A 19,828-nucleotide genomic window follows, 5' to 3' on the forward strand; every position below is an offset into this window, starting at 1 on the left:
GCGGCAAGGCGATCCCGAAGCCGCTCCATTTACCCTGGTACCAAGGAGAAGCTATGCAACACACGATGAAAAGGCTGGCAGGCGCGACGTTCGTCGCCGTCATGTCGCTGGCGGGGACGGCCCATGCGGATGACGTGAAGATCGGTTACGCAGGGCCGATGACGGGCGCCCAGGCTCACTACGGCAAGGATATGCAGAACGGGATCGCGCTCGCGCTGGAAGACTTCAACGCGACCAGCCCGAAGATCGGCGGCAAGCCGGTGAAGTTCGTGCTCGAGACGCAGGACGACCAGGCTGACCCGCGCACCGGCACGACGGTCGCGCAGAAGCTCGTCGACGACGGCATCAAGGGCATGCTCGGCCACTTCAACTCGGGCACGACGATTCCCGCTTCGCGCATCTACGCGAACGCCGGCATTCCGCAAATCGCGATGGCGACGGCGCCGGAATACACGCAGCAGGGTTACAAGACGACCTTCCGCATGATGACGTCCGACACGCAGCAGGGCTCGGTGGCGGGCACCTTCGCGTCGAAGGATCTCGGCATGAAGAAGATCGCGATCGTCGACGACCGCACGGCCTACGGCCAGGGTCTCGCCGACCAGTTCGAGAAGGCCGCGAAGGCCGGCGGCGCGACGATCGTCGACCGCGAATTCACGAACGACAAGGCGGTCGACTTCAAGGCGATCCTGACCAAGCTGAAGGCCGCGAAGCCGGACCTCGTCTACTACGGCGGCGCGGATTCGCAGGCAGCGCCGATGGTCAAGCAGATGAAGACGCTCGGCATCACCGCACCGCTGATGAGCGGCGAAATGGTGAAGACGCCGACGTTCCTGAAGATCGCGGGCAACGCGGCCGACGGCACGATCGCATCGCTGGCAGGCCTGCCGCTGGAAGAAATGCCGGGCGGCAAGACCTACGCCGACAAGTACAAGAAGCGCTTCGGCGAAGAAGTGCAGACGTACTCGCCGTACGCGTACGACGGCGCGATGGCGATGCTCAACGCGATGAAGAAGGCCGATTCGACCGATCCGGCGAAGTACCTGCCGGTGCTCGCGAAGACCGACATGGCTGGCGTCACGTCGTCGCACGTCGCGTACGACGCGAAGGGCGACCTGAAGAACGGCGGCATCACGATGTACAAGGTCGAGAAGGGCGAGTGGAAGCCGCTGAAGAGCATCGGCGGCAAGTAAGCATGGCGTGAGCGCGGGCGGGGGCGTCGCAATGCCCCGTCCCGCATCGCGTGCGAAAAAGCCATCGGGCCGTCGGGTCCGGTGGCTTTTTCTTTGGCTTCGGCGTTACTCGCGCTCGCGCCGCGTGCGCAGCAGGAACTTCTGCAGCTTGCCGGTCGGCGTGCGCGGCAGCGTTTCCGCGAACACGAATTCGCGCGGGATCTTGTACGCGGCGAGCCGCTCGCCGCAGAACGCGCGCAGCGCATCCGCATCGGGCGCGGCGCTCGCGCGCAGCACGACGTGCGCGACGACCGTCTCGCCCCATTCCGGATGCGGGACGCCGACGACGGCCGCTTCCGCGATGTCCGGATGCGCGTCGAGCACGTCCTCCACTTCTTTCGAATAGACGTTCTCGCCACCCGTCACGATCATGTCCTTCAGCCGGTCGACGATGAACAGGTAGCCATCCTGATCGATTCGCGCGATGTCGCCGGTGCGATACCAGCCGTCCGGCGCGAACGCGGCGCGCGTCGCGGCCGGGTCGTCGAGATAGCCGAGCATCATGCTGTCGGCCTTCAGCCAGATCTCGCCGGTGTCGCCCGGCAGCGCGTCGGCGCCATTGCTCCGCACGACACGCAGGTCGACGCCGGGGCCGCCCTGGCGACCGATCGAGCCGGCCTTCGCGATCTGTTCGTCCGGATACAGCGTGGTGCCGGCCGGGCCCGTTTCCGTCATTCCGTACACCTGGAAGAACGCGTTGCTGCGATACGCATGCGCGAGCCGTTCGGCCTGCGCGGCGCCGATCGGGCCGCCGCCGTACAGCCATGCGCGCACGCTCGACAGGTCGAACGCCGCGAAGCGCTCGATCGTGTCGAGCGGCAGCGTATACGACACCGGCGCGCCGAAATACAGCGTCACGCGTTCGCGCTCGACGGCCTGCAGGAAGCGCAGCGGATGGTATTCGCGCAGCAGCACGACGGTGCCGCCTGCGTACAGCGTGCCGCCGAACCAGTTGTTCAGCGGCGACGAATGCCAGATCGGCATCGCCATCAGCGTGCGTTCGTTACGGCCGATGCCGGTCGCGAGCGCCGCCTGCATCGCTGCGAGCGTCACGGTGCGATGGCTGTGCACGCAGCCTTTCGGGCGGCCGGTCGTGCCGGACGTGTAGAGGATCTGCGCGACGTCGCCGTCGGCCGGCTCGATGCCCGCGACGCCGTCCATCGCCGCGCGCATCGCGTCGAAGTTCGGCGTGCCGGCGGCGTCGCCTTCGGTGACGAGCCGCCGCACCGGATGGATCACGCGCGCCAGCACCGGCGCGAGCGCCGCGTCGAACAGGAGCACCTTGCTGCCGCTGTGCTCGAGCACGTAGTCGACTTCCGGCGCCTGCAGCTTGTGGTTGATCGGCACGAACGCGGCGCCGAGCCGCCACGCGCCGAACATCAGGTCGACGAACGCGGGCGTGTTCAGGCACATCGCGGCGACGCGGTCGCCGGCCGCGACGCCGAGTGCGCTCAGCACGGCCGCCGCGCGATGCGAACGCTCGCGCGCGGCGGCGTACGTGATCGCCGTGTCGTCGTGGATCAGGAACGGCTTGTCGGGCGTCGCACGGGCGGCGCGGTCGAGGGCGGCGACGAGGTTCATCATGGCTCCACGCGAGGAGGACGAGCGGGCGCGTCAGGCCGCGTACGCGCGCTGCAGCAGCGCGCCGACGTCGAGCGCGTGCGGGTCGAAGCCGCCCGCGATGCGGCCCCAGTCGGGCGCGGCGAGCCGGGTCGCGACGAATGCGTCGGCGACGAACGCGGGCGCGTCGCGCCGCAGCAGGCACGCCTGCGCGACCAGCGCCAGCCGTTGCGCGAACACCCGGGCCGACGCCTCGAGCGTGTCGGCCGGCGCCGCGAGCATCGCGCGCAGCGTATCGAGCGCCGCGCGGATGCGCGGTTCGCCGGCGCCGAGGTCGGCCAGTTCGGCGAGCAGCGCCGCGGCCGCGTCGGGCTCGCGCGACACCGCGCGCAGCACGTCGAGGCACATCACGTTGCCGGAGCCTTCCCAGATCGAGTTGACCGGCGCTTCGCGGAACAGGCGCGCGATCGGCCCATCGTCGACGTAGCCGTTGCCGCCGAACACCTCCATCACCTCGCCGGTCAGCTCGACCGCGCGCTTGCAGACCCAGAATTTCGCGGCGGGCGTGACGATCCGCTTCCACGCGCGTTCGCGCGGCGCGTCGTCGCGCTCGAACGCGTCGGCGAGGCGCATCGCGAGCACGAGCGCGGCCTCGCTTTCGAGCGCGAGGTCGGCGAGCACGGTGCGCATTAGCGGCTGCTCGGCGAGCGCGCGGCCGAACGCGTGGCGCCGGCGCGTGTACGCGATCGCCTGCACGACGCCCTGGCGCAGCATCGCGGCGCTGCCGAGCACGCAGTTCAGCCGCGTGTAGGTGGCCATCTCGATGATGGTCGGAATGCCGCGGCCTTCGTCGCCGAGCATGATCCCCCATGCGTCGTTCAGCTCGATTTCGCTGCTCGAATTGCTGCGGTTGCCGATCTTGTTCTTCAGCCGCTGGATCTCGACCGCGTTCTTCGTGCCGTCGGGCCGCCAGCGCGGCACGTAGAAGCATGACGGGCTGCCTGCTTCGGTGCGCGCGACGACCAGGTGCGCGTCGCACATCGGCGCGGAGAAGAACCACTTGTGGCCGCGCAGCCGGTATTCGCCGCCGCGCCCGCCCGCGCCGACCGGGGTCGCCAGCGTCGTGTTCGCGCGCACGTCGGAGCCGCCCTGTTTCTCCGTCATCCCCATGCCGAACCAGATCGAGCGCTTGTCGGCGACCGGCACGTCGCGCGGATCGTAGTCGTCGCTGTACAGCCTGTCGCGCAGCAGGCCCCAGAGCGCCGGCTCCTTCTGCAGCACCGGAATCGCGGCCTGCGTCATCGTCGCCGGGCACAGCGTGCCGGCCTCGATCTGGCCGTGCAGGTAGAAGCCGGCCGCGGTCGCGGCCCAGCGGCCGGGGCGCGTGTCGCGGAACGCGAGCGACACGAAGCCTTCGTTGCGGTACATGCCGAGCAGCGTGTGCCAGGCCGGATGGAAGTCGACGCGGTCGATGCGCCGGCCGCGCCGGTCGAACGCGTTCAGTTCCGGCGCGTGGCGGTTCGCTTCGTCGGCGAGCTGTGCGGTGTCGGCGCTGCCGAGCCGCGCGCCGTACGCGTCGAGCCGCGGCACGGCCCAGTCGGCGCCCGCGCGGGCGAGTGCGTCGCGCAGCGCGACGTCGGTGGCGAAGAGGTTATAGTCGACCAGTTCGTCGAACTGGTTCGTGACGTCTCGGGTCGATTCGGTCATCGGGCTGTCTCCGGTCTCGTGCGTCGCGGTCTGCCGGTCAAACGCGTTTCCGCTGAATTTCAGAGTAGCAAATATGCCGCCGCGACATGTTCAGGTTCCGGCGCCGCCCGGCCAGCCGGCGGCGCAACCCGCGCCCGCGCTGCGTCGCCGGCCGCGCCAGTCGCGCGCGCAGGCCACGTCCGACGCGCTCCAGCAGGCCTTCGTTCAGCTTTTGCTCGAGCGCGGCTACGCGAAGGCGACGATTCGCGAGATCGCGGCCGTCGCGGGCGTGAGCGTCGGCACCTTCTACGAATACTTCGGCGACAAGCAGAGCCTCGCCGCGCTGTGCATCCACCGGCGCGTGCTGGCGCTGGCCGACCGGCTGCGCGATGCGGCGCACGGGTTGCGCGGCGCGCCGCGCGCCGAGCTCGCGGCCGCGCTCGCCGACATGCAGGTCGACGCGATCGGCGCCGACGCCGCGCTGTGGGGCGCGTTCTTCGCGCTGGAGTGGCAGGTGTCGCCGCTCGCCGCGTACCGGCGCCATTACGACGCCTTTGTCGCGCTGTGGCGCGACGCGCTCGCGCAGGTCGCCGATCCGCCGCCGGCCGCGCGGCTCGACGGGATCGCCCGGATGGCGCATGCGGTCTGCTACGGCGGCGTGTCCCAGGCGCTGCTCACGCTCGGGCCGGCACTGGACCTCGAGGCGTTGCGCGGCGAGTTGCGGGCCGTGCTGAGCGCCTATCTGGCGGCCGCGGGCGCGTGACGCGCGGCGTGGCCGCGCGCGTCCAGGGAAATGCCCGATTCGCATGCATTGCCGGTCACTCGGCCTTGGCGTCGAGCCAAGCGTATGGCCGCTCATGAGAAAAACGCATGGCCGCCATGACGAACTTTCGGTTGTCCGCCGATATTGGCTCGGGCTAAATCATCCCCGATGAGACCGGCCGCGCGCATCGCACGGGCCGGCCCGAAGGACATCAGAAGGAGAACTCATGCGAAGCGCCACCAGGCCCCGTTCGAAACTGCCGGACGTCGGGACGACGATCTTCACGGTGATCGGCCAGCTTGCCGCACAGCACGATGCGCTGAACCTGTCGCAGGGCGCGCCGAATTTCGCGCCGGATCCGGCGCTCGTCGACGGCGTCGCGCGCGCGATGCGCGACGGCCACAACCAGTACGCGCCGATGGCCGGCCTCGCGTCGTTGCGCGAACGGCTCGCGGAGAAGACCGAGGCGCTGTACGGCACGCGCTACGACCCGGGCACCGAGATCACGGTGATCGCGAGCGCGAGCGAGGGGCTCTACGCGGCGATCAGCGCGCTCGTGCATCCGGGCGACGAAGTGATCTATTTCGAGCCGTCGTTCGACAGCTATGCGCCGATCGTGCGGATGCAGGGCGCGACGCCGGTCGCGATCAAGCTGTCGCCCGAACATTTCCGCGTGAACTGGGACGAAGTGGCCGCCGCGATCACGCCGCTCACGCGGATGATCGTCGTCAATACGCCGCACAACCCGACCGCGACCGTGTTCTCCGCCGACGATCTCGAACGGCTCGCGCAGCTCACGCGCGATACCGGCATCGTGGTGCTGTCGGACGAGGTCTACGAGCATGTCGTGTTCGACGGTGCGCAGCACCAGAGCGTCGCGCGTCACCGCGAGCTGGCCGAGCGCAGCGTGATCGTGTCGTCGTTCGGCAAGTCGTTCAACGTGACGGGCTGGCGGGTCGGGCATTGCGTCGCGCCGGCCGAACTGATGGACGAGATCCGCAAGGTGCACCAGTTCATGGTGTTTTCGGCCGATACGCCGATGCAGGTCGCGTTCGCGGAGATCCTCGCGCGGCCGGAAAGCTATCTCGGCCTGTCGGCGTTCTACCAGGCCAAGCGCGACCTGCTGGCGCGCGAGCTGGCCGGGTCGCGCTTCGAGCTGCTGCCGAGCGAAGGCTCGTTCTTCATGCTCGCGCGGTTCCGCCACTTCTCGGACGAGCGCGACAGCGACTTCGTGCTGCGCCTGATCCGCGATGCGCGCGTCGCGACGATTCCGCTGTCGGCGTTCTACACCGACGGCACCGACGCGGGCGTGATCCGCCTCAGTTTCTCGAAGGACGACGCGACGCTGATCGAGGGCGCGCGGCGGTTGCGTTCGCTGTAATCGCGGGCGCGGCCCGCACCCAAGCAGGCGACGTGTACGTCGCACCGAAAGTCACGGACGGGACCGGCGCACGTGCCGAAGCGCGGCGCCGACCGGCCAGCCAGGAGATCACGATGAAGCATGCACACACCCTCAAACTCGCGTTCGCATTCGCGTGCGCGCTCGGCTCCGGCGCGGCATCGGCCGACGGGCAAACGCTGCGTTTCGGCCTCGAGGCGCAATATCCGCCGTTCGAGTCGAAGGCGCCGAACGGCGACCTGCAGGGCTTCGACATCGACGTCGGCAATGCCGTCTGCCAGACCGCGAAGCTGTCGTGCAAGTGGGTCGAGACGTCGTTCGACGGGCTCATTCCCGCGCTGCAGGGCCGCAAGTTCGACGCGATCAACTCGGCGATGAACGCGACCGAGCAGCGGCGCCAGGCGATCGACTTCACGACGATCATCTACCGCGTGCCGACGCAGCTGATCGCGCGCACCGGCAGCGGCCTGCTGCCGACGCCGGAAGCGCTGAAGGGCAAGCGCGTCGGCGTGCTGCAGGCGTCGATCCAGGAAACCTACGCGAAGGCGCACTGGGAGCCGGCCGGCGTGTCGATCGTCGCGTACCAGGACCAGAACCAGGTGTATGCCGACCTCGTGTCGGGCCGCCTCGACGCGACGCTGGTGCTCGCGCCGGCCGGCCAGCGCGGCTTCCTGTCGCGCCCGGACGGCAAGGGCTTCGCGTTCGTCGGCCAGCCGGTGCGCGACGACCGGATTCTCGGCAGCGGGATCGCGTTCGGCCTGCGCAAGGGCGACGACGCGCTGAAGGGGAAGCTCGATGCGGCGATCGACAAGCTGAAGGCGGACGGCACGGTGAAGTCGCTCGGCCAGAAGTACTTCGGCGACATCGACATCTCCACCAAGTAAGCGGACCCGCACGATGCAGAGCCTGGAAACGGCCGCCGCGCGTGGCGGCCACGATGTAGCCGCGCCGGCGGACGACGCGCTCGAGGCGGCGCTCGTCGCCGCGCTGGGTGACACGCTGGTCACGCGGGCGGCCGAGATCGATCCGCGCTACTTCACCACGTACAACGAGCCGGCCGGCGTGCGGCCGCGTGCGCTGGTGCGGCCGCGCAGCGTCGACGACGTGTCGCGCACGCTCGCGCTGTGCACGCGGCTCGGGCAGCCGGTCGTGCCGCAGGGCGGCCTCACCGGGCTCGCGCGCGGCGCGGTCGCGCTGGGCGGCGAGATCGTGCTGTCGATGGAGCGTTTCGCGGGCGTCGAGTCGATCGACGCGGCGGCGGGCACGATGACGGTGCGCGCCGGGACGCCGCTGCAGACGGTGCAGGAGGCAGCGGACGCGGCGGGCTTCACGTTCGGCGTCGATCTCGGCGCACGCGGTTCGTGCCAGATCGGCGGCATGCTCGCGACCAACGCGGGCGGCACGCGCGCGATCCGCTACGGCATGATGCGCGAGCAGGTGCTCGGCCTGGAAGCCGTGCTCGCCGACGGCACCGTCGTGTCGTCGATGAACCGGATGCTGAAGAACAACGCGGGCTACGACCTGAAGCAGCTGTTCATCGGCAGCGAAGGCACGCTCGGCATCGTCACGCGTGCCGTGCTGCGGCTGCATCCGAAGCTGGCCGCGCCGGCCACCGCGCTCTGTCGCGTGCACGGCTACGATGCCGTGGTCGGGTTGTGGAACCGTCTGCGCGCACTGCCCGAGCTCGTCAGTTTCGAAGCGATGTGGCCGGCCTTCTACGACTACGTGGCGCGTCATACGCCCGGCGTCGTCGCGCCGTTCGCGGGCGACGGCGGCTTCGCGGTGCTGATCGAGTGCGCGACGAGCGCACCGGGCGGCGATGCGTGCGCGGCGCTGGAAAACGGCCTGGCGGATGCGATCGACGCGGGGCTCGTGGACGATGCGGCGCTGGCGACGTCGGAGCGGCAGGCGCGCGACTTGTGGACCCTGCGCGAAGGCCTCGCAATCGATGCGCTGCCGCATCTGGTGAACTTCGACGTGAGCCTGCCGACGGGCGAACTCGGCCTGTTCGCCGAGCGCTGCGAAGCGGCGTTGCGCGCGGCCTGGCCCGACATCGTGTGCCTGTGCTTCGGCCACGTCGGCGACGGCAACGTGCATGTCGGCGTATCGCTCGACGGCATGGGCGACGCCAACGCCGATGCGATCGATCGCTGCGTCTACACGGTCGTCCGGGACATGGGCGGCTCGGTGTCGGCGGAGCACGGCATCGGCATGCTCAAGCGCGCCTATCTCGCGCACACGCGCAGTGAAGCGGAAATCGGCCTGATGCGGCGCCTGAAGGCCGCGCTCGATCCCGTCGGCGTGCTCAACCCCGGCAAGGTGCTTTGAGCGGCGCGCGTCGATGGCTGCGCGTCAGCCGTCGACCCAGCGCAGCGCGCCGATCTTCACGTGTTCGACGACGCTGCGCGCCCAGTCGAGCTCCGCGTTCAGCAGCATGAGCGCATGCTCGTTGTGCAGCAGGAACAGGCGCGGCACCTGGTCGTTCTGCGCGGCGTTGCGCAGCGACTCGAGACGTTCGCGTTCGGCTTCGAGCGCTGCGATGCGGCGCTCGAGTTGCCGGCGTGCATCGTCGGCATCGAGCAGCGGCAGGAACGCGAGGCCGGCGCCGAATGCCGGAAACTCGCGCGCGGGCTCCGCGAGCAGCGCATGCAGCCATGCCTGGCCGGCCGTATGTCCGGCTTCGGTCAGCGTGTACAGCGTGCGCTCGGGAAACGCGCCGTCGCGCTCGGTGTCGTGCACGGCGATCAACCCGTCGCGCAGCAGCCGGTCGATCGTCTGGTACAGGCTCGTGCGCTGCCGCACGTTGACGACTTCGTCGTAGCCGCGCGCCTTCAACTGCTGCAGCATTCCGTATGGATGCATCGGCGTTTCAGTAAGCGTCGCGAGGACCGCGAGTGCGAGCGGAGACGGGCGGCTTGTTGACATGAATAGTTCTGTTATATCTAGTAAATATATAACTAGTATCAACTAGACTATCATATTTCACAAGGGTTTCAGCCAAGGTGCGAGCGCTTTGCGGCCGGCGCGACGGTTTCCATCGTCGCGAGACCGTGAACGATTCCACAGTCCTCGACCGAATGTTCGCCGACACACTGGCGGCGCAATTCGGTGAGCTGGTCGCGCAGATGCGTCAGTTCCGCGAGGCGCGCATCGACGTGGCCGATGTGTTCGTCGAGCAGCGCGTTGATCGAATCGCATGGGTCGGCGGGCGTGTCGGTGAGCTGCAGCAGCGCGCGGATTTCGTCGTGCGCCATGTCGAGCGCGCGGCAGTTGCGGATGAAGCGCAGCCGCTCGACGTGCACGTCGGTGTAGTTGCGGTAGTTCGAATCGGTGCGCTCCGCATCCGGCATCAACCCCTCCTTCTCGTAGAAGCGGATCGTCTCGGGCGTGCAGCGGGCCGCCTTGGCCAGTTCGCCGATCTTCATGGCTTTCTCCTTTGCAAGGGTTGACCTTGTAGTGGCTTCAGGGTGTTAACTGTACTCCGTCAAGCCATAGAGGAGGTTGTCATGACCGACGCGCAGCGTACCCACGACCCACGACACCGTCATGCCGGCGGCGCCGAGACCTGCTGCGCCGATGCGCGCGACCCGCAGGCGGCGACTGTTGGCGACGCGGCGTCGGCGGCCGGCGAGCACGCGCACGGCGACGCGGCGCGCGACGGGCAGTCGCGTGGATGCGGCCACGACCATGACCACGATCAGGCATCGGCGAACCTCGCCGGGCACGACCACGGTGACCGTGCCGGCCACGCGCACGGCGACGGGCATGGCGATGCGCATGGCCACGCGCACGACGACGGGCACGGGCACGGCGCGGCGAGCTCGCACGACCACGCGGCACACGGCCATGCCACGCATGACCATGCTGATCACGATCACGATCACGATCACGACCACGCGGCCGGCGCCTGCTGCGCGCCGGCCGCGCTGACGCTCGTACCGCTGCCGGCCGCGCGCGCGACCGCGTCGGGTCATGTGCGCTCCGCGTTCCGGATCATGCAGATGGACTGCCCGACCGAGGAAACGCTGATCCGCAAGAAGCTCGGCGGGATGCAGCAGGTGTCGGCGCTCGAATTCAACCTGATGCAGCGGATGCTGACCGTCGACCACGTGGCCGGTGCGCAGCCTGCGATCGAAAGCGCGATCCGTACGCTCGGGATGACGCCGGAGGCCGCATCGGCCGACGCGCCGGCAACGCCGGTCGCGCCGCCGCCCGCGAAGCCGTGGTGGCCGCTCGCGGTCGCCGGCGTCGCCGCGATCGCGTCCGAGGCCGTGAGCTGGGCCGGCCTGCCGGTGTGGCTGTCGGCGGTGCTGGCGCTCGCGGCCGTGCTCACGTGCGGGCTGACCACCTACAAGAAAGGCTGGATCGCGATTCGTAACGGCAACCTGAACATCAACGCGCTGATGAGCATCGCGGTGACGGGCGCGATGGCGATCGGCCAGTGGCCGGAAGCCGCGATGGTGATGGTGCTGTTCACGATCGCCGAGCTGATCGAGGCGAAGTCGCTCGATCGCGCGCGCAATGCGATCCAGGGCCTGATGCAGCTCGCACCGGACACCGCGACCGTGCAGGACATCGACGGCACGTGGCGCACGATCGAGGCCGCGCGGGTCGCGCTCGGCGCGATCGTGCGCGTGAAGCCGGGCGAGCGGATCGGGCTGGACGGCGAAGTGGTCGCGGGCCGCTCGACGGTGAACCAGGCGCCGATCACCGGCGAGAGCCTGCCGGTCGACAAGACGGCAGGCGATGCGGTGTACGCGGGCACGATCAACGAAGCGGGTTCGTTCGACTATCGCGTGACGGCGGTTGCCGCCAACTCGACGCTCGCGCGGATCATCCACGCGGTCGAGGAAGCGCAGGGCGCGAAGGCGCCGACGCAGCGCTTCGTCGACCGGTTCGCACGCGTCTATACGCCGATCGTGTTCGCGGTCGCGCTGCTGGTCGCGGTGGCGCCGCCGCTCGTCATGGGCGGCGCGTGGCACGACTGGATCTACCGCGCGCTGGTGCTGCTCGTGATCGCGTGCCCGTGCGCGCTGGTGATCTCGACGCCGGTGACGATCGTGTCGGGGCTCGCGGCCGCCGCACGGCGAGGGATTCTCGTGAAGGGCGGCGTGTATCTGGAAGAAGGCCGCAAGCTCGCGTGGCTTGCGCTCGACAAGACCGGCACGATCACGCACGGCAAGCCGGTGCAGACCGATTTCGACCTGCATGCGACGGACGTCGACGCGGCGCGCGTGCGTCATCTCGGCGCGAGCCTTGCGGCGCGCTCCGATCATCCGGTGTCGCAGGCGATCGCCGCGGCGGCGCGCGACGCGCAGACGGCAGCGTTCTCCGATGTTGAGGAATTCGAAGCAATCGTCGGGCGTGGCGTGCGCGGCACGATCGACGGCGCGCGCTACTGGCTCGGCAACCACCGGCTCGTCGAGGAGCTCGAACGCTGCTCGCCGGCGCTGGAGGCGAAGCTCGACGCACTCGAGCGGCAGGGCAAGAGCGTCGTGATGCTGGTCGACGACACGCGCGTGCTCGGCATCTTCGCGGTGGCCGACACGATCAAGGACACCAGCCGCGCGGCTATCGCCGACCTGCACGCGCTCGGCATCCGCACCGCGATGCTGACCGGCGACAACCCGCACACCGCGCAGGCGATCGCGCAGCAGGCCGGCATCGACGATGCGCGCGGCAACCAGTTGCCCGAGGACAAGCTCGCGGCGGTCGAGGAATTGTCGGCGGGCGGCGCGGGCGCGGTCGGGATGGTCGGCGACGGGATCAACGACGCACCGGCGCTCGCGCGCGCCGACATCGGCTTCGCGATGGGCGCGATGGGCACCGACACGGCGATCGAGACGGCCGACGTCGCGCTGATGGACGACGACCTGCGCAAGATTCCCGCGTTCGTGCGGCTGTCGCGCGCGACGCACCGCGTGCTGGTGCAGAACATCGGCTTCGCGCTCGGCGTGAAGATCGTGTTCCTCGGCCTGACGGTCGCCGGGCTCGGCACGATGTGGATGGCCGTGTTCGCCGATGCGGGTGCGAGCCTGATCGTCGTCGGCAACGGCTTGCGGCTGCTATCGAAGACGGGCGTGTTCGACAGCGCGCGGACGCAGTGACGAGGAGCGGGCGATGAGCTTTCTGAAACGGATCCTGGGCGGCCACGGAGGCGGTCATGGCGGTGGGCATGGAAGCGGCCACGGTAGCGGCGGGCATCATGGCGGAGCGGGCCGGGAAGGCCATGGCGGCCACGATGCGCGCGGCCGCGATCGTCACGGCTGGGGCTGGCAGCCGTCGGCCGACGCGCAGGGCGGCCCCGGCAGCAACTTGCCGCTGCGTCAGCTCGCCTGTGCGGGCTGCGGCGCCATCAACGCGGCGGATGCGCGATTCTGCGCGCAGTGCGGTGTCGCGCAGCGGGGCAAGGCATGCAGCCGCTGCCACGCGGCACTGGCCGCTGACGCGCGCTTCTGTCCGGGCTGCGGCACGCAGGCCGGGTAAGGCTCGATCGTCGGCCTCGATGCCGGTTGTGACGGCCGATCTTCAAGGGCGGCGTGGCGCCTGCAACGGGCGTCGCCGGGCCACGGCGTGCGGGCTCGCTCCGAGTCCCGAACCCCGAACCCGGGACCTGCGCTCAACGCAGCGGCAAATGAATCTCGGTGCGCAGGTCGGCCGGCGCCGCATCCATCGGCGTATTCAGATACAGCTCGAACGGCGGCGCATCGGCGGCTTCGCGGCCCGAGTGACGCAGCCAGTCGCCGTACAGCCACTGGTAAGCGGTCTTGAGGTCCGCATACGGCCCGGTATGCAGCAGCACCGCATACTCGCCGCCCGCGATCGTGATGCGCTCGACCGGCGGCGTCGGCTCGACGTCCGGCGCGCCGCCGGCCGGCACGAAGCACGCTTTCGCTCGCAATTGCGCTTCGGGCGTGGTGTCCGGATCGTCGTAGAAGATCCCGATCATCTTTGCGCCGGGGCCGATCAACCCGTGCTGCCCGACCCACGCGCCAATCTGCCCGAACGCGTCGCCGACCTTCAGGTAAGCGCCCGTATGCGCCACCGCATAACCGCGCAATTCCGGCTGCCGCCGGATCTCGACTTCATGCTTGAACATGTCTTCCTCTCCTCGCTGTAACGGATAGATCGGCCGGTGGACCCCGGCGCGCCGGTGCTGCGCGGGCGGCACGCCGTAAGCATCCCGAAATGCGCGTGCGAACGCGTGCGTCGAACCGTAGCCGGCGCGCCGGGCGATCGCGTCGAGCGGCAGCGCCGTGCAGACGAGGTCCTCCGATGCGCGCACGATCCGCATCCGCCGCACCGTCAGCACGATCGACTCGCCGTACAGCGCGCGATAGACGCGCTGCCAGTGATATGGCGACAGGCACGCGATGTCGGCGAGCCGGTTCAGGTCGAGCGTGTCGTCGAGGTGCGTGCGGATGTGGTCGTGAACGCGCGCGATGCGTGCTGCATAGCGGGTCCACGCGGGCGTTTCGGCTTTCGTGTCGACGGTCATGCGTGCGTCCCCCGGCAGGAATCGACGTCACGGTAGCACGCCGCCGATTGATAAATCTTGCGGAGATGCGTAGGCCAACAAAATCTGCCCCTTTTTAATTTCGCCGAAATGGGGTCTCGTCCCCGTCGAGATATGTCTAAAGTTAAAGACGGTGAAATCGGGTGATCGCGTCATTTTTCTCGGGTAAGTTGCTTGGGGCGGCAACGCACGGTTTTCGAAGTACGCAGGTAGTTCGTCGATGTTCAATCGCAACGCCACGTTTTTCGGGAGAAGAAGAAATGGATGCTTCCAGCTTCATCACGTCGCTGCAGACCACGCTAGGCGGATACCTGCCGAAGATTGCCGGCGCGATCGGCATCCTGGTGATCGGCTGGCTGATCGCCGTCGCGGTGCGGGCCGGCGCGCTCCGGCTGCTCAACGCGCTGAAGGTCGATCAGCGGATCAACGAAAGCACCGGCCAGGGCGCGCGCGTCGAGCGGATCATCGCCGGCGGGCTGTTCTGGCTCGTGCTGCTCGTCACCGCGGTGGGCATCTTCAACGTGCTCAACCTGTACGCGGTGTCCAATCCGTTCTCGCTGCTCGTCACCCACATCGTCAACTACCTGCCGAACCTGATCGGCGGCGCGGCGCTGACGCTGATCGCGTGGCTGATCGCGTCGCTCTTGCGCAGCCTCGCGAACCGTGCGCTGAAGGCGAGCAAGGTCGACGACAAGCTGTCCGAAAGCGCGGGCATGCAGCCGATGAGCGGCTATCTCGGCGACGTGCTGTTCTGGCTCGTGATCCTGATGTTCCTGCCGGCGATTCTCGCGTCGTTCGCGCTGTCCGGCCTGCTGTCGCCGGTGCAGGGGATGGTCGACAGGCTGCTCGCGATCGTGCCGAACCTGTTCGCGGCCGCGGTGATCGGCTTCGTCGGCTGGGTCGTCGCGCGCGTGCTGCGCGGCCTCGTGACGAACCTGCTGGTTGCCGCAGGCGCCGATCGCCTCACGCAGGGCCTCGACAGCCCGACGCCGGTGCGCGTGTCGAGCCTGATCGGCACCATCGTCTACGTGTTCGTGTTCGTGCCGACGCTGATCTCCGCGCTCGACGCGCTGAAGATCGACGCGATCTCGATTCCCGCCACCAACATGCTGAACCAGTTCCTCAGCGCGGTGCCCGACATCGTCGCGGCGATCGTGATCGTGCTCGTCACGTTCTATTTCGCGCGCTTCGTCGCGTCGCTCGCGCAGAAGCTGCTGGAAGCCGCCGGCGCCGACGGGCTGCCGGCCGTGCTCGGCGTCGAGCGCGTGTTTTCGGGGATCCTGCAACCGTCGGTGCTGGTCGCGCGGCTGATCGTGTTCTTCGCGATGCTGTTCGCATCGGTGGAGGCCGCGAACCGGCTCGGCTTCACGCAGGTGCGCGACGTCGTCACGCTGTTCATCGAATTCGGCGGCCATGTGCTGACGGGCGGCGTGATCCTCGTGATCGGCGTATGGCTCGCGGGCCTCGCGCGCCGCGTGATCGAGCAGGCCGACCGCGAGCACAGCGTGCTGTTCGCACGGATCGCGCAGTTCGCGATCCTCGGCCTGGTGTTCGCGATGGGGCTGCGCGCGATGGGCATCGCCAACGAGATCGTGCAGCTCGCGTTCGGCCTCGTGCTCGGCGCGATCGCGGTGGCGGTCGCGCTGTCGTTCGGCCTCGGCGGCCGCGAGGCGGCCGGCAAGCTGCTCGACCGCTGGTTCAACCAGCGCGGCGGCGGTCAGTAACGCCGGTGACGCGTCGGCCGTCCGGCCGCTTCGCGCGGCCGGACGGTGTGTGCACGACGCTCGTGGAGAGCCGCCCACCGCCCACCGTTGCCGTCAGCGAAACGTCAGCCGTCATCTTTGCCGAATTTCGATAACACGTCGTTTAATGACTCTCTAGCATCGATTCTCAGTCGCGCGGGCCCGCAGGCCGGCGCCTTTCAGGAGAATCCGATGAAAGCAGAGTCGAATGGCCGGCCCGCCGCCGGCGCCAAGTCGTCCGGCCAGCCCGCGCTGCAGCAGACGCTCGGGACCTGGCAACTGTGGGGCATCGCGGTCGGCCTCGTGATTTCAGGCGAATACTTCGGCTGGAGCTACGGCTGGGCGAGCGCCGGCACGCTGGGCTTCGTCGTCACCGCGCTGTTCGTCGCGGCGATGTACACCACCTTCATCTTCAGCTTCACCGAGCTGACGACGTCGATCCCGCACGCGGGCGGCCCGTTCGCGTATGCGCGCCGCGCGTTCGGCCCGGCGGGCGGCTATCTCGCCGGCGCCGCGACGCTCGTCGAGTTCGTGTTCGCGCCGCCCGCGATCGCGCTCGCGATCGGCGCGTACCTGCACGTGCAGTTTCCGGGGCTCGAACCGAAACACGCGGCGATGGGCGCGTATCTCGTGTTCATGGCGCTGAACATCGTCGGCGTGCAGATCGCCGCGACGTTCGAGCTGGTCGTCACGCTGTTCGCGATCTTCGAGCTGCTGGTGTTCATGGGCGTCGTGTCGCCGGGCTTCGCGTGGAGCAACTTCATGAAGGGCGGCTGGTCGGGCGCCGATCATTTCAGCGTCGGCGCGTTCCACGGCATGTTCGCCGCGATCCCGTTCGCGATCTGGTTCTTCCTCGCGATCGAAGGTGTCGCGATGGCCGCCGAGGAGGCGAAGAACCCGAAGCGCTCGATCCCGATCGCATACGTGGCCGGCATCCTGACGCTCGTCACGCTCGCGATCGGCGTGATGGTGTTCGCCGGCGGCGCGGGCGACTGGACCAAGCTCGCGAACATCAACGACCCGCTGCCGCAGGCGATGAAGTACATCGTCGGCGCGAACAGCGGCTGGATGCACATGCTCGTGTGGCTCGGGCTGTTCGGGCTCGTCGCGTCGTTCCACGGGATCATCCTCGGCTATTCGCGCCAGATCTTCGCGCTGGCCCGCGAAGGCTATCTGCCGGAGTGGCTCGGCAAGGTGCATCCGCGCTTCAAGACACCGCATCGCGCGATTCTCGCGGGCGGCGTGGTCGGCATCGCCGCGATCTACAGCGACGAGCTGATCCAGTTCGGCGGCCAGACGCTCACCGCGAACATCGTGACGATGTCGGTGTTCGGCGCGATCGTGATGTATATCGTAAGCATGGCGGCGCTGTTCAAGCTGCGCCGCTCGCAGCCGAACCTGGAGCGACCGTTCCGCGCGCCGCTGTACCCGTTCTTCCCGGCGTTCGCGATCGTTGCAGCCCTGATTTGCCTTGCGACGATGGTGTACTTCAACGGGCTGGTGGCGATGGTGTTCATCGCGTTCCTCGCGCTCGGCTACGCGTACTTCCTCGCGACCCGTTCGCAGCGTGCGAGCGCACCGGGCGACGCGCTGCTCGAGGAATGAGGATGGCCGACCCGAACGGCCGTTCGTGACGGCATGCGGCGCGCCCCGTCGAACGGGCGCGCCGTCGGCGTCAGGCAAGGCAAGGACTGGCAAGGAGATTCGAACGATGTCCTACACGGAGACGATCGGTCCGCGCACGTACCGTTTCGCGGACCTGAAGACGCTGCTCGCGAAAGCGAGCCCGCTGCGCTCGGGCGACCAGCTCGCCGGCGTCGCGGCGGCGAGCGAGGAGGAGCGCGTGGCCGCGAAGATCGCGCTCGCGGGCGTGCCGCTGAAGGCGTTCCTGAACGAAGCGCTGATTCCGTACGAACACGACGAGGTCACGCGCCTGATCCTCGACGATCACGACGCGGCCGCGTTCGCGGAGATCTCGCACCTCACCGTCGGCGACTTCCGCAACTGGCTGCTGTCGCCCGCGGCCGACGGCGCCGCGCTCGAGCGGATCGCGCCGGGCCTCACGCCCGAGATGGTCGCGGCCGTGTCGAAGCTGATGCGCAACCAGGACCTGATCGCGGCCGCGCGCAAGCGCCGCGTCGTCACGCGCTTTCGCAACACGGTCGGGCTGGCCGGCCGGATGTCGGTGCGGCTGCAGCCGAACCATCCGACCGACGACGTGAAGGGCATTGCCGCGTCGATGCTCGACGGGCTGATGTACGGCTGCGGCGACGCGATGATCGGCATCAACCCGGCGACCGACAGCCTCGCGGCGATCGTGAAGCTGCTCGCGATGATCGACGGATTCCGCGAACGCTACGGCGTGCCGACGCAGTCGTGCGTGCTCACGCACGTGACCAACACGATCGCGGCGATCGAGAAGGGCGCGCCGGTCGACCTGGTGTTCCAGTCGATCGCGGGCACCGAGAAGGCGAACGCGAGCTTCGGGATCTCGCTCGCGCTGCTCGGCGAGGCGCGCGAGGCCGCGTTGTCGCTCAAGCGCGGCACCGTCGGCAACAACCTGATGTACTTCGAGACGGGGCAAGGCAGCGCGCTGTCGGCGAACGCGCACTTCGGTGTCGACCAGCAGACCTGCGAGGTGCGCGCGTATGCGGTCGCGCGCAAGTTCGATCCGTTTCTCGTGAACACGGTGGTCGGCTTCATCGGGCCCGAATACCTGTACGACGGCAAGCAGATCATCCGCGCGGGGCTCGAGGATCATTTCTGCGGCAAGCTGCTCGGCGTGCCGATGGGCTGCGACATCTGCTACACGAATCACGCGGAAGCCGACCAGGACGACATGGACACGCTGCTGACGCTGCTGGGCGCGGCCGGCATCAACTTCATCATGGGGATTCCGGGCGCGGACGACGTGATGCTGAACTATCAAAGCACGTCGTTTCACGACCAGCTCTACGTGCGCGAGGTGCTCGGCCTGCGCCGCGCGCCCGAGTTCGAGGAATGGCTGGAGACGATGGAGATCGCCGACGCGCACGGCGCGCTGCGCGCCGCGAACGCGCGTGTGCCGCTGCTCGCGGGCGCGAACGACTGGATGGGGATTTCGGCATGAGCGACGCCGTCGAAAAGAACCCGTGGGCGCAGCTGAAGTCGTTCACGAACGCGCGGATCGCGCTCGGCCGCGCGGGCAGCAGCCTGCCGACCGCGCCGCTGCTCGCGTTCAACCTGTCGCACGCGCAGGCGCGCGACGCGGTGCACCAGCCGCTCGACGCGGACGCGCTGCGCCGCGAGATCGACGCGGCCGGCTTCGCGACGCTCGGCGTGCAGAGCGCGGCGCCCGACCGCCAGCATTACCTGCGCCGGCCCGATCTCGGCCGCAAGCTGTCCGATGACGGACGCGCGCTGCTGGCCGGCTACGGCGCGGCGCTCGACGACGCGCCGGAGGTGGTGTTCGTGGTCGGCGACGGGCTGTCGGCGTTCGCGGCCGCGAAGCAGGCGCTGCCGCTGCTGCAGGCCGTGTGCCCGCGGCTCGAAGCGGACGGCTGGCGGATCGGCCCGGTGGTGGTCGCGACGCAGGCGCGCGTCGCGCTCGGCGACGAGATCGGCGAACTGCTGCGCGCGCAGGTCGTCGCGATGCTGATCGGCGAACGGCCGGGGCTCAGCTCGCCGGACAGCCTCGGCGTGTACCTGACCTGGGCGCCGAAGGTCGGCTGCCACGACGCACTGCGCAACTGCATCTCGAACGTGCGGCCCGAAGGGCTGCCGCATGCCGCGGCCGCGCACAAGCTGCATTACCTGATGACGCACGCGCGCCGGCTCGGCCTCACGGGCGTCGGGCTGAAGGACGACAGCGATGCGCTGTTGCCGCAGGCGGAAGCGGAGCGGATCGGCGCGGATTGGTGAGGATCGATGGCGCGACCGCGCCGTCCGTCT

17 protein-coding genes are annotated in these 19,828 nt (G+C 69.0%); 11 read left to right on the forward strand and 6 right to left on the reverse strand.

Annotated elements, in window-relative coordinates; genetic code table 11:
• The first annotated feature begins 53 nt into the window (after positions 1–53).
• Positions 54–1,193, forward strand: a complete 1,140-nt coding sequence (locus DIE17_RS07040) for a branched-chain amino acid ABC transporter substrate-binding protein (RefSeq protein WP_124520449.1) — start codon at positions 54–56, stop codon at positions 1,191–1,193.
• A 105-nt stretch (positions 1,194–1,298) separates the two neighbouring features.
• Here DIE17_RS07040 and DIE17_RS07045 read toward each other — a convergent pair whose 3' ends face one another.
• Both DIE17_RS07045 and DIE17_RS07050 read right to left on the reverse strand, forming a co-directional pair.
• Positions 1,299–2,813 carry a class I adenylate-forming enzyme family protein gene (locus DIE17_RS07045; protein ID WP_124520512.1) on the reverse strand — a complete coding sequence of 505 codons (1,515 nt, stop codon included), beginning with the start codon at positions 2,811–2,813 and terminating at the stop codon, positions 1,299–1,301.
• 33 nt (positions 2,814–2,846) lie between these two features.
• Entirely contained in the window at positions 2,847–4,499 is a 1,653-nt protein-coding gene (locus DIE17_RS07050) for an acyl-CoA dehydrogenase family protein (protein WP_124520450.1), read from the reverse strand.
• A 73-nt stretch (positions 4,500–4,572) separates the two neighbouring features.
• Between DIE17_RS07050 and DIE17_RS07055 the strand changes: the two genes are divergently transcribed.
• From DIE17_RS07055 to DIE17_RS07070, 4 genes are all read left to right on the forward strand, one after another.
• Positions 4,573–5,241, forward strand: coding sequence for a TetR/AcrR family transcriptional regulator (locus DIE17_RS07055; protein WP_124920759.1), 669 nt, complete (start codon positions 4,573–4,575; stop codon positions 5,239–5,241).
• Positions 5,242–5,467: 226 nt separating this feature from the next.
• Entirely contained in the window at positions 5,468–6,622 is a 1,155-nt protein-coding gene (locus DIE17_RS07060) for a pyridoxal phosphate-dependent aminotransferase (protein WP_124520452.1), read from the forward strand.
• A gap of 113 nt (positions 6,623–6,735) precedes the next feature.
• Complete coding sequence (locus DIE17_RS07065; protein WP_044849065.1) at positions 6,736–7,524, forward strand: ABC transporter substrate-binding protein; 789 nt, start codon at positions 6,736–6,738, stop codon at positions 7,522–7,524.
• A 13-nt stretch (positions 7,525–7,537) separates the two neighbouring features.
• Positions 7,538–8,968, forward strand: a complete 1,431-nt coding sequence (locus tag DIE17_RS07070) for an FAD-binding oxidoreductase (RefSeq protein ID WP_124520453.1) — start codon at positions 7,538–7,540, stop codon at positions 8,966–8,968.
• A 24-nt stretch (positions 8,969–8,992) separates the two neighbouring features.
• Here DIE17_RS07070 and DIE17_RS07075 read toward each other — a convergent pair whose 3' ends face one another.
• From DIE17_RS07075 to DIE17_RS37875, 3 genes are all read right to left on the reverse strand, one after another.
• Positions 8,993–9,565 carry a PadR family transcriptional regulator gene (locus tag DIE17_RS07075; RefSeq protein WP_124520454.1) on the reverse strand — a complete coding sequence of 191 codons (573 nt, stop codon included), beginning with the start codon at positions 9,563–9,565 and terminating at the stop codon, positions 8,993–8,995.
• A gap of 68 nt (positions 9,566–9,633) precedes the next feature.
• Positions 9,634–10,065, reverse strand: a complete 432-nt coding sequence (gene cadR / locus DIE17_RS07080; RefSeq protein ID WP_014895515.1) for a Cd(II)/Pb(II)-responsive transcriptional regulator — start codon at positions 10,063–10,065, stop codon at positions 9,634–9,636.
• A 45-nt stretch (positions 10,066–10,110) separates the two neighbouring features.
• Positions 10,111–10,536 (reverse strand): hypothetical protein, encoded by a 426-nt coding sequence (locus DIE17_RS37875; protein ID WP_260439211.1) that lies wholly within the window; start codon positions 10,534–10,536, stop codon positions 10,111–10,113.
• 105 nt (positions 10,537–10,641) lie between these two features.
• Between DIE17_RS37875 and DIE17_RS07085 the strand changes: the two genes are divergently transcribed.
• Both DIE17_RS07085 and DIE17_RS07090 read left to right on the forward strand, forming a co-directional pair.
• Entirely contained in the window at positions 10,642–12,747 is a 2,106-nt protein-coding gene (locus DIE17_RS07085) for a heavy metal translocating P-type ATPase (protein WP_260426252.1), read from the forward strand.
• Positions 12,748–12,760: 13 nt separating this feature from the next.
• On the forward strand, positions 12,761–13,126 hold the full coding sequence (locus DIE17_RS07090) for a zinc ribbon domain-containing protein (RefSeq protein ID WP_124520456.1): 366 nt from the start codon (positions 12,761–12,763) through the stop codon (positions 13,124–13,126).
• A 133-nt stretch (positions 13,127–13,259) separates the two neighbouring features.
• Here DIE17_RS07090 and DIE17_RS07095 read toward each other — a convergent pair whose 3' ends face one another.
• Positions 13,260–14,138, reverse strand: a complete 879-nt coding sequence (locus DIE17_RS07095) for a GyrI-like domain-containing protein (RefSeq protein WP_124486836.1) — start codon at positions 14,136–14,138, stop codon at positions 13,260–13,262.
• Between the two features lie 278 nt (positions 14,139–14,416).
• Here DIE17_RS07095 and DIE17_RS07100 point away from each other — a divergent pair, with 278 nt between their 5' ends.
• From DIE17_RS07100 to eutC, 4 genes are all read left to right on the forward strand, one after another.
• Positions 14,417–15,880: a mechanosensitive ion channel gene (locus DIE17_RS07100; protein WP_124520457.1), complete on the forward strand. Its 1,464-nt coding sequence runs from the start codon at positions 14,417–14,419 to the stop codon at positions 15,878–15,880.
• A 210-nt stretch (positions 15,881–16,090) separates the two neighbouring features.
• On the forward strand, positions 16,091–17,503 hold the full coding sequence (gene eat, locus DIE17_RS07110) for an ethanolamine permease (protein WP_124486838.1): 1,413 nt from the start codon (positions 16,091–16,093) through the stop codon (positions 17,501–17,503).
• 106 nt (positions 17,504–17,609) lie between these two features.
• Complete coding sequence (locus DIE17_RS07115; RefSeq protein WP_124520458.1) at positions 17,610–19,007, forward strand: ethanolamine ammonia-lyase subunit EutB; 1,398 nt, start codon at positions 17,610–17,612, stop codon at positions 19,005–19,007.
• A complete protein-coding gene (eutC, locus tag DIE17_RS07120) occupies positions 19,004–19,798 on the forward strand; it encodes an ethanolamine ammonia-lyase subunit EutC (protein ID WP_124486840.1) in 795 nt (264 codons plus the stop codon). Before DIE17_RS07115 ends, eutC begins: the two co-directional genes overlap by 4 nt.
• The last annotated feature ends 30 nt before the right edge of the window (positions 19,799–19,828 follow it).

This window comes from Burkholderia sp. Bp9099 (assembly GCF_003857805.1).
Lineage (GTDB): Bacteria > Pseudomonadota > Gammaproteobacteria > Burkholderiales > Burkholderiaceae > Burkholderia.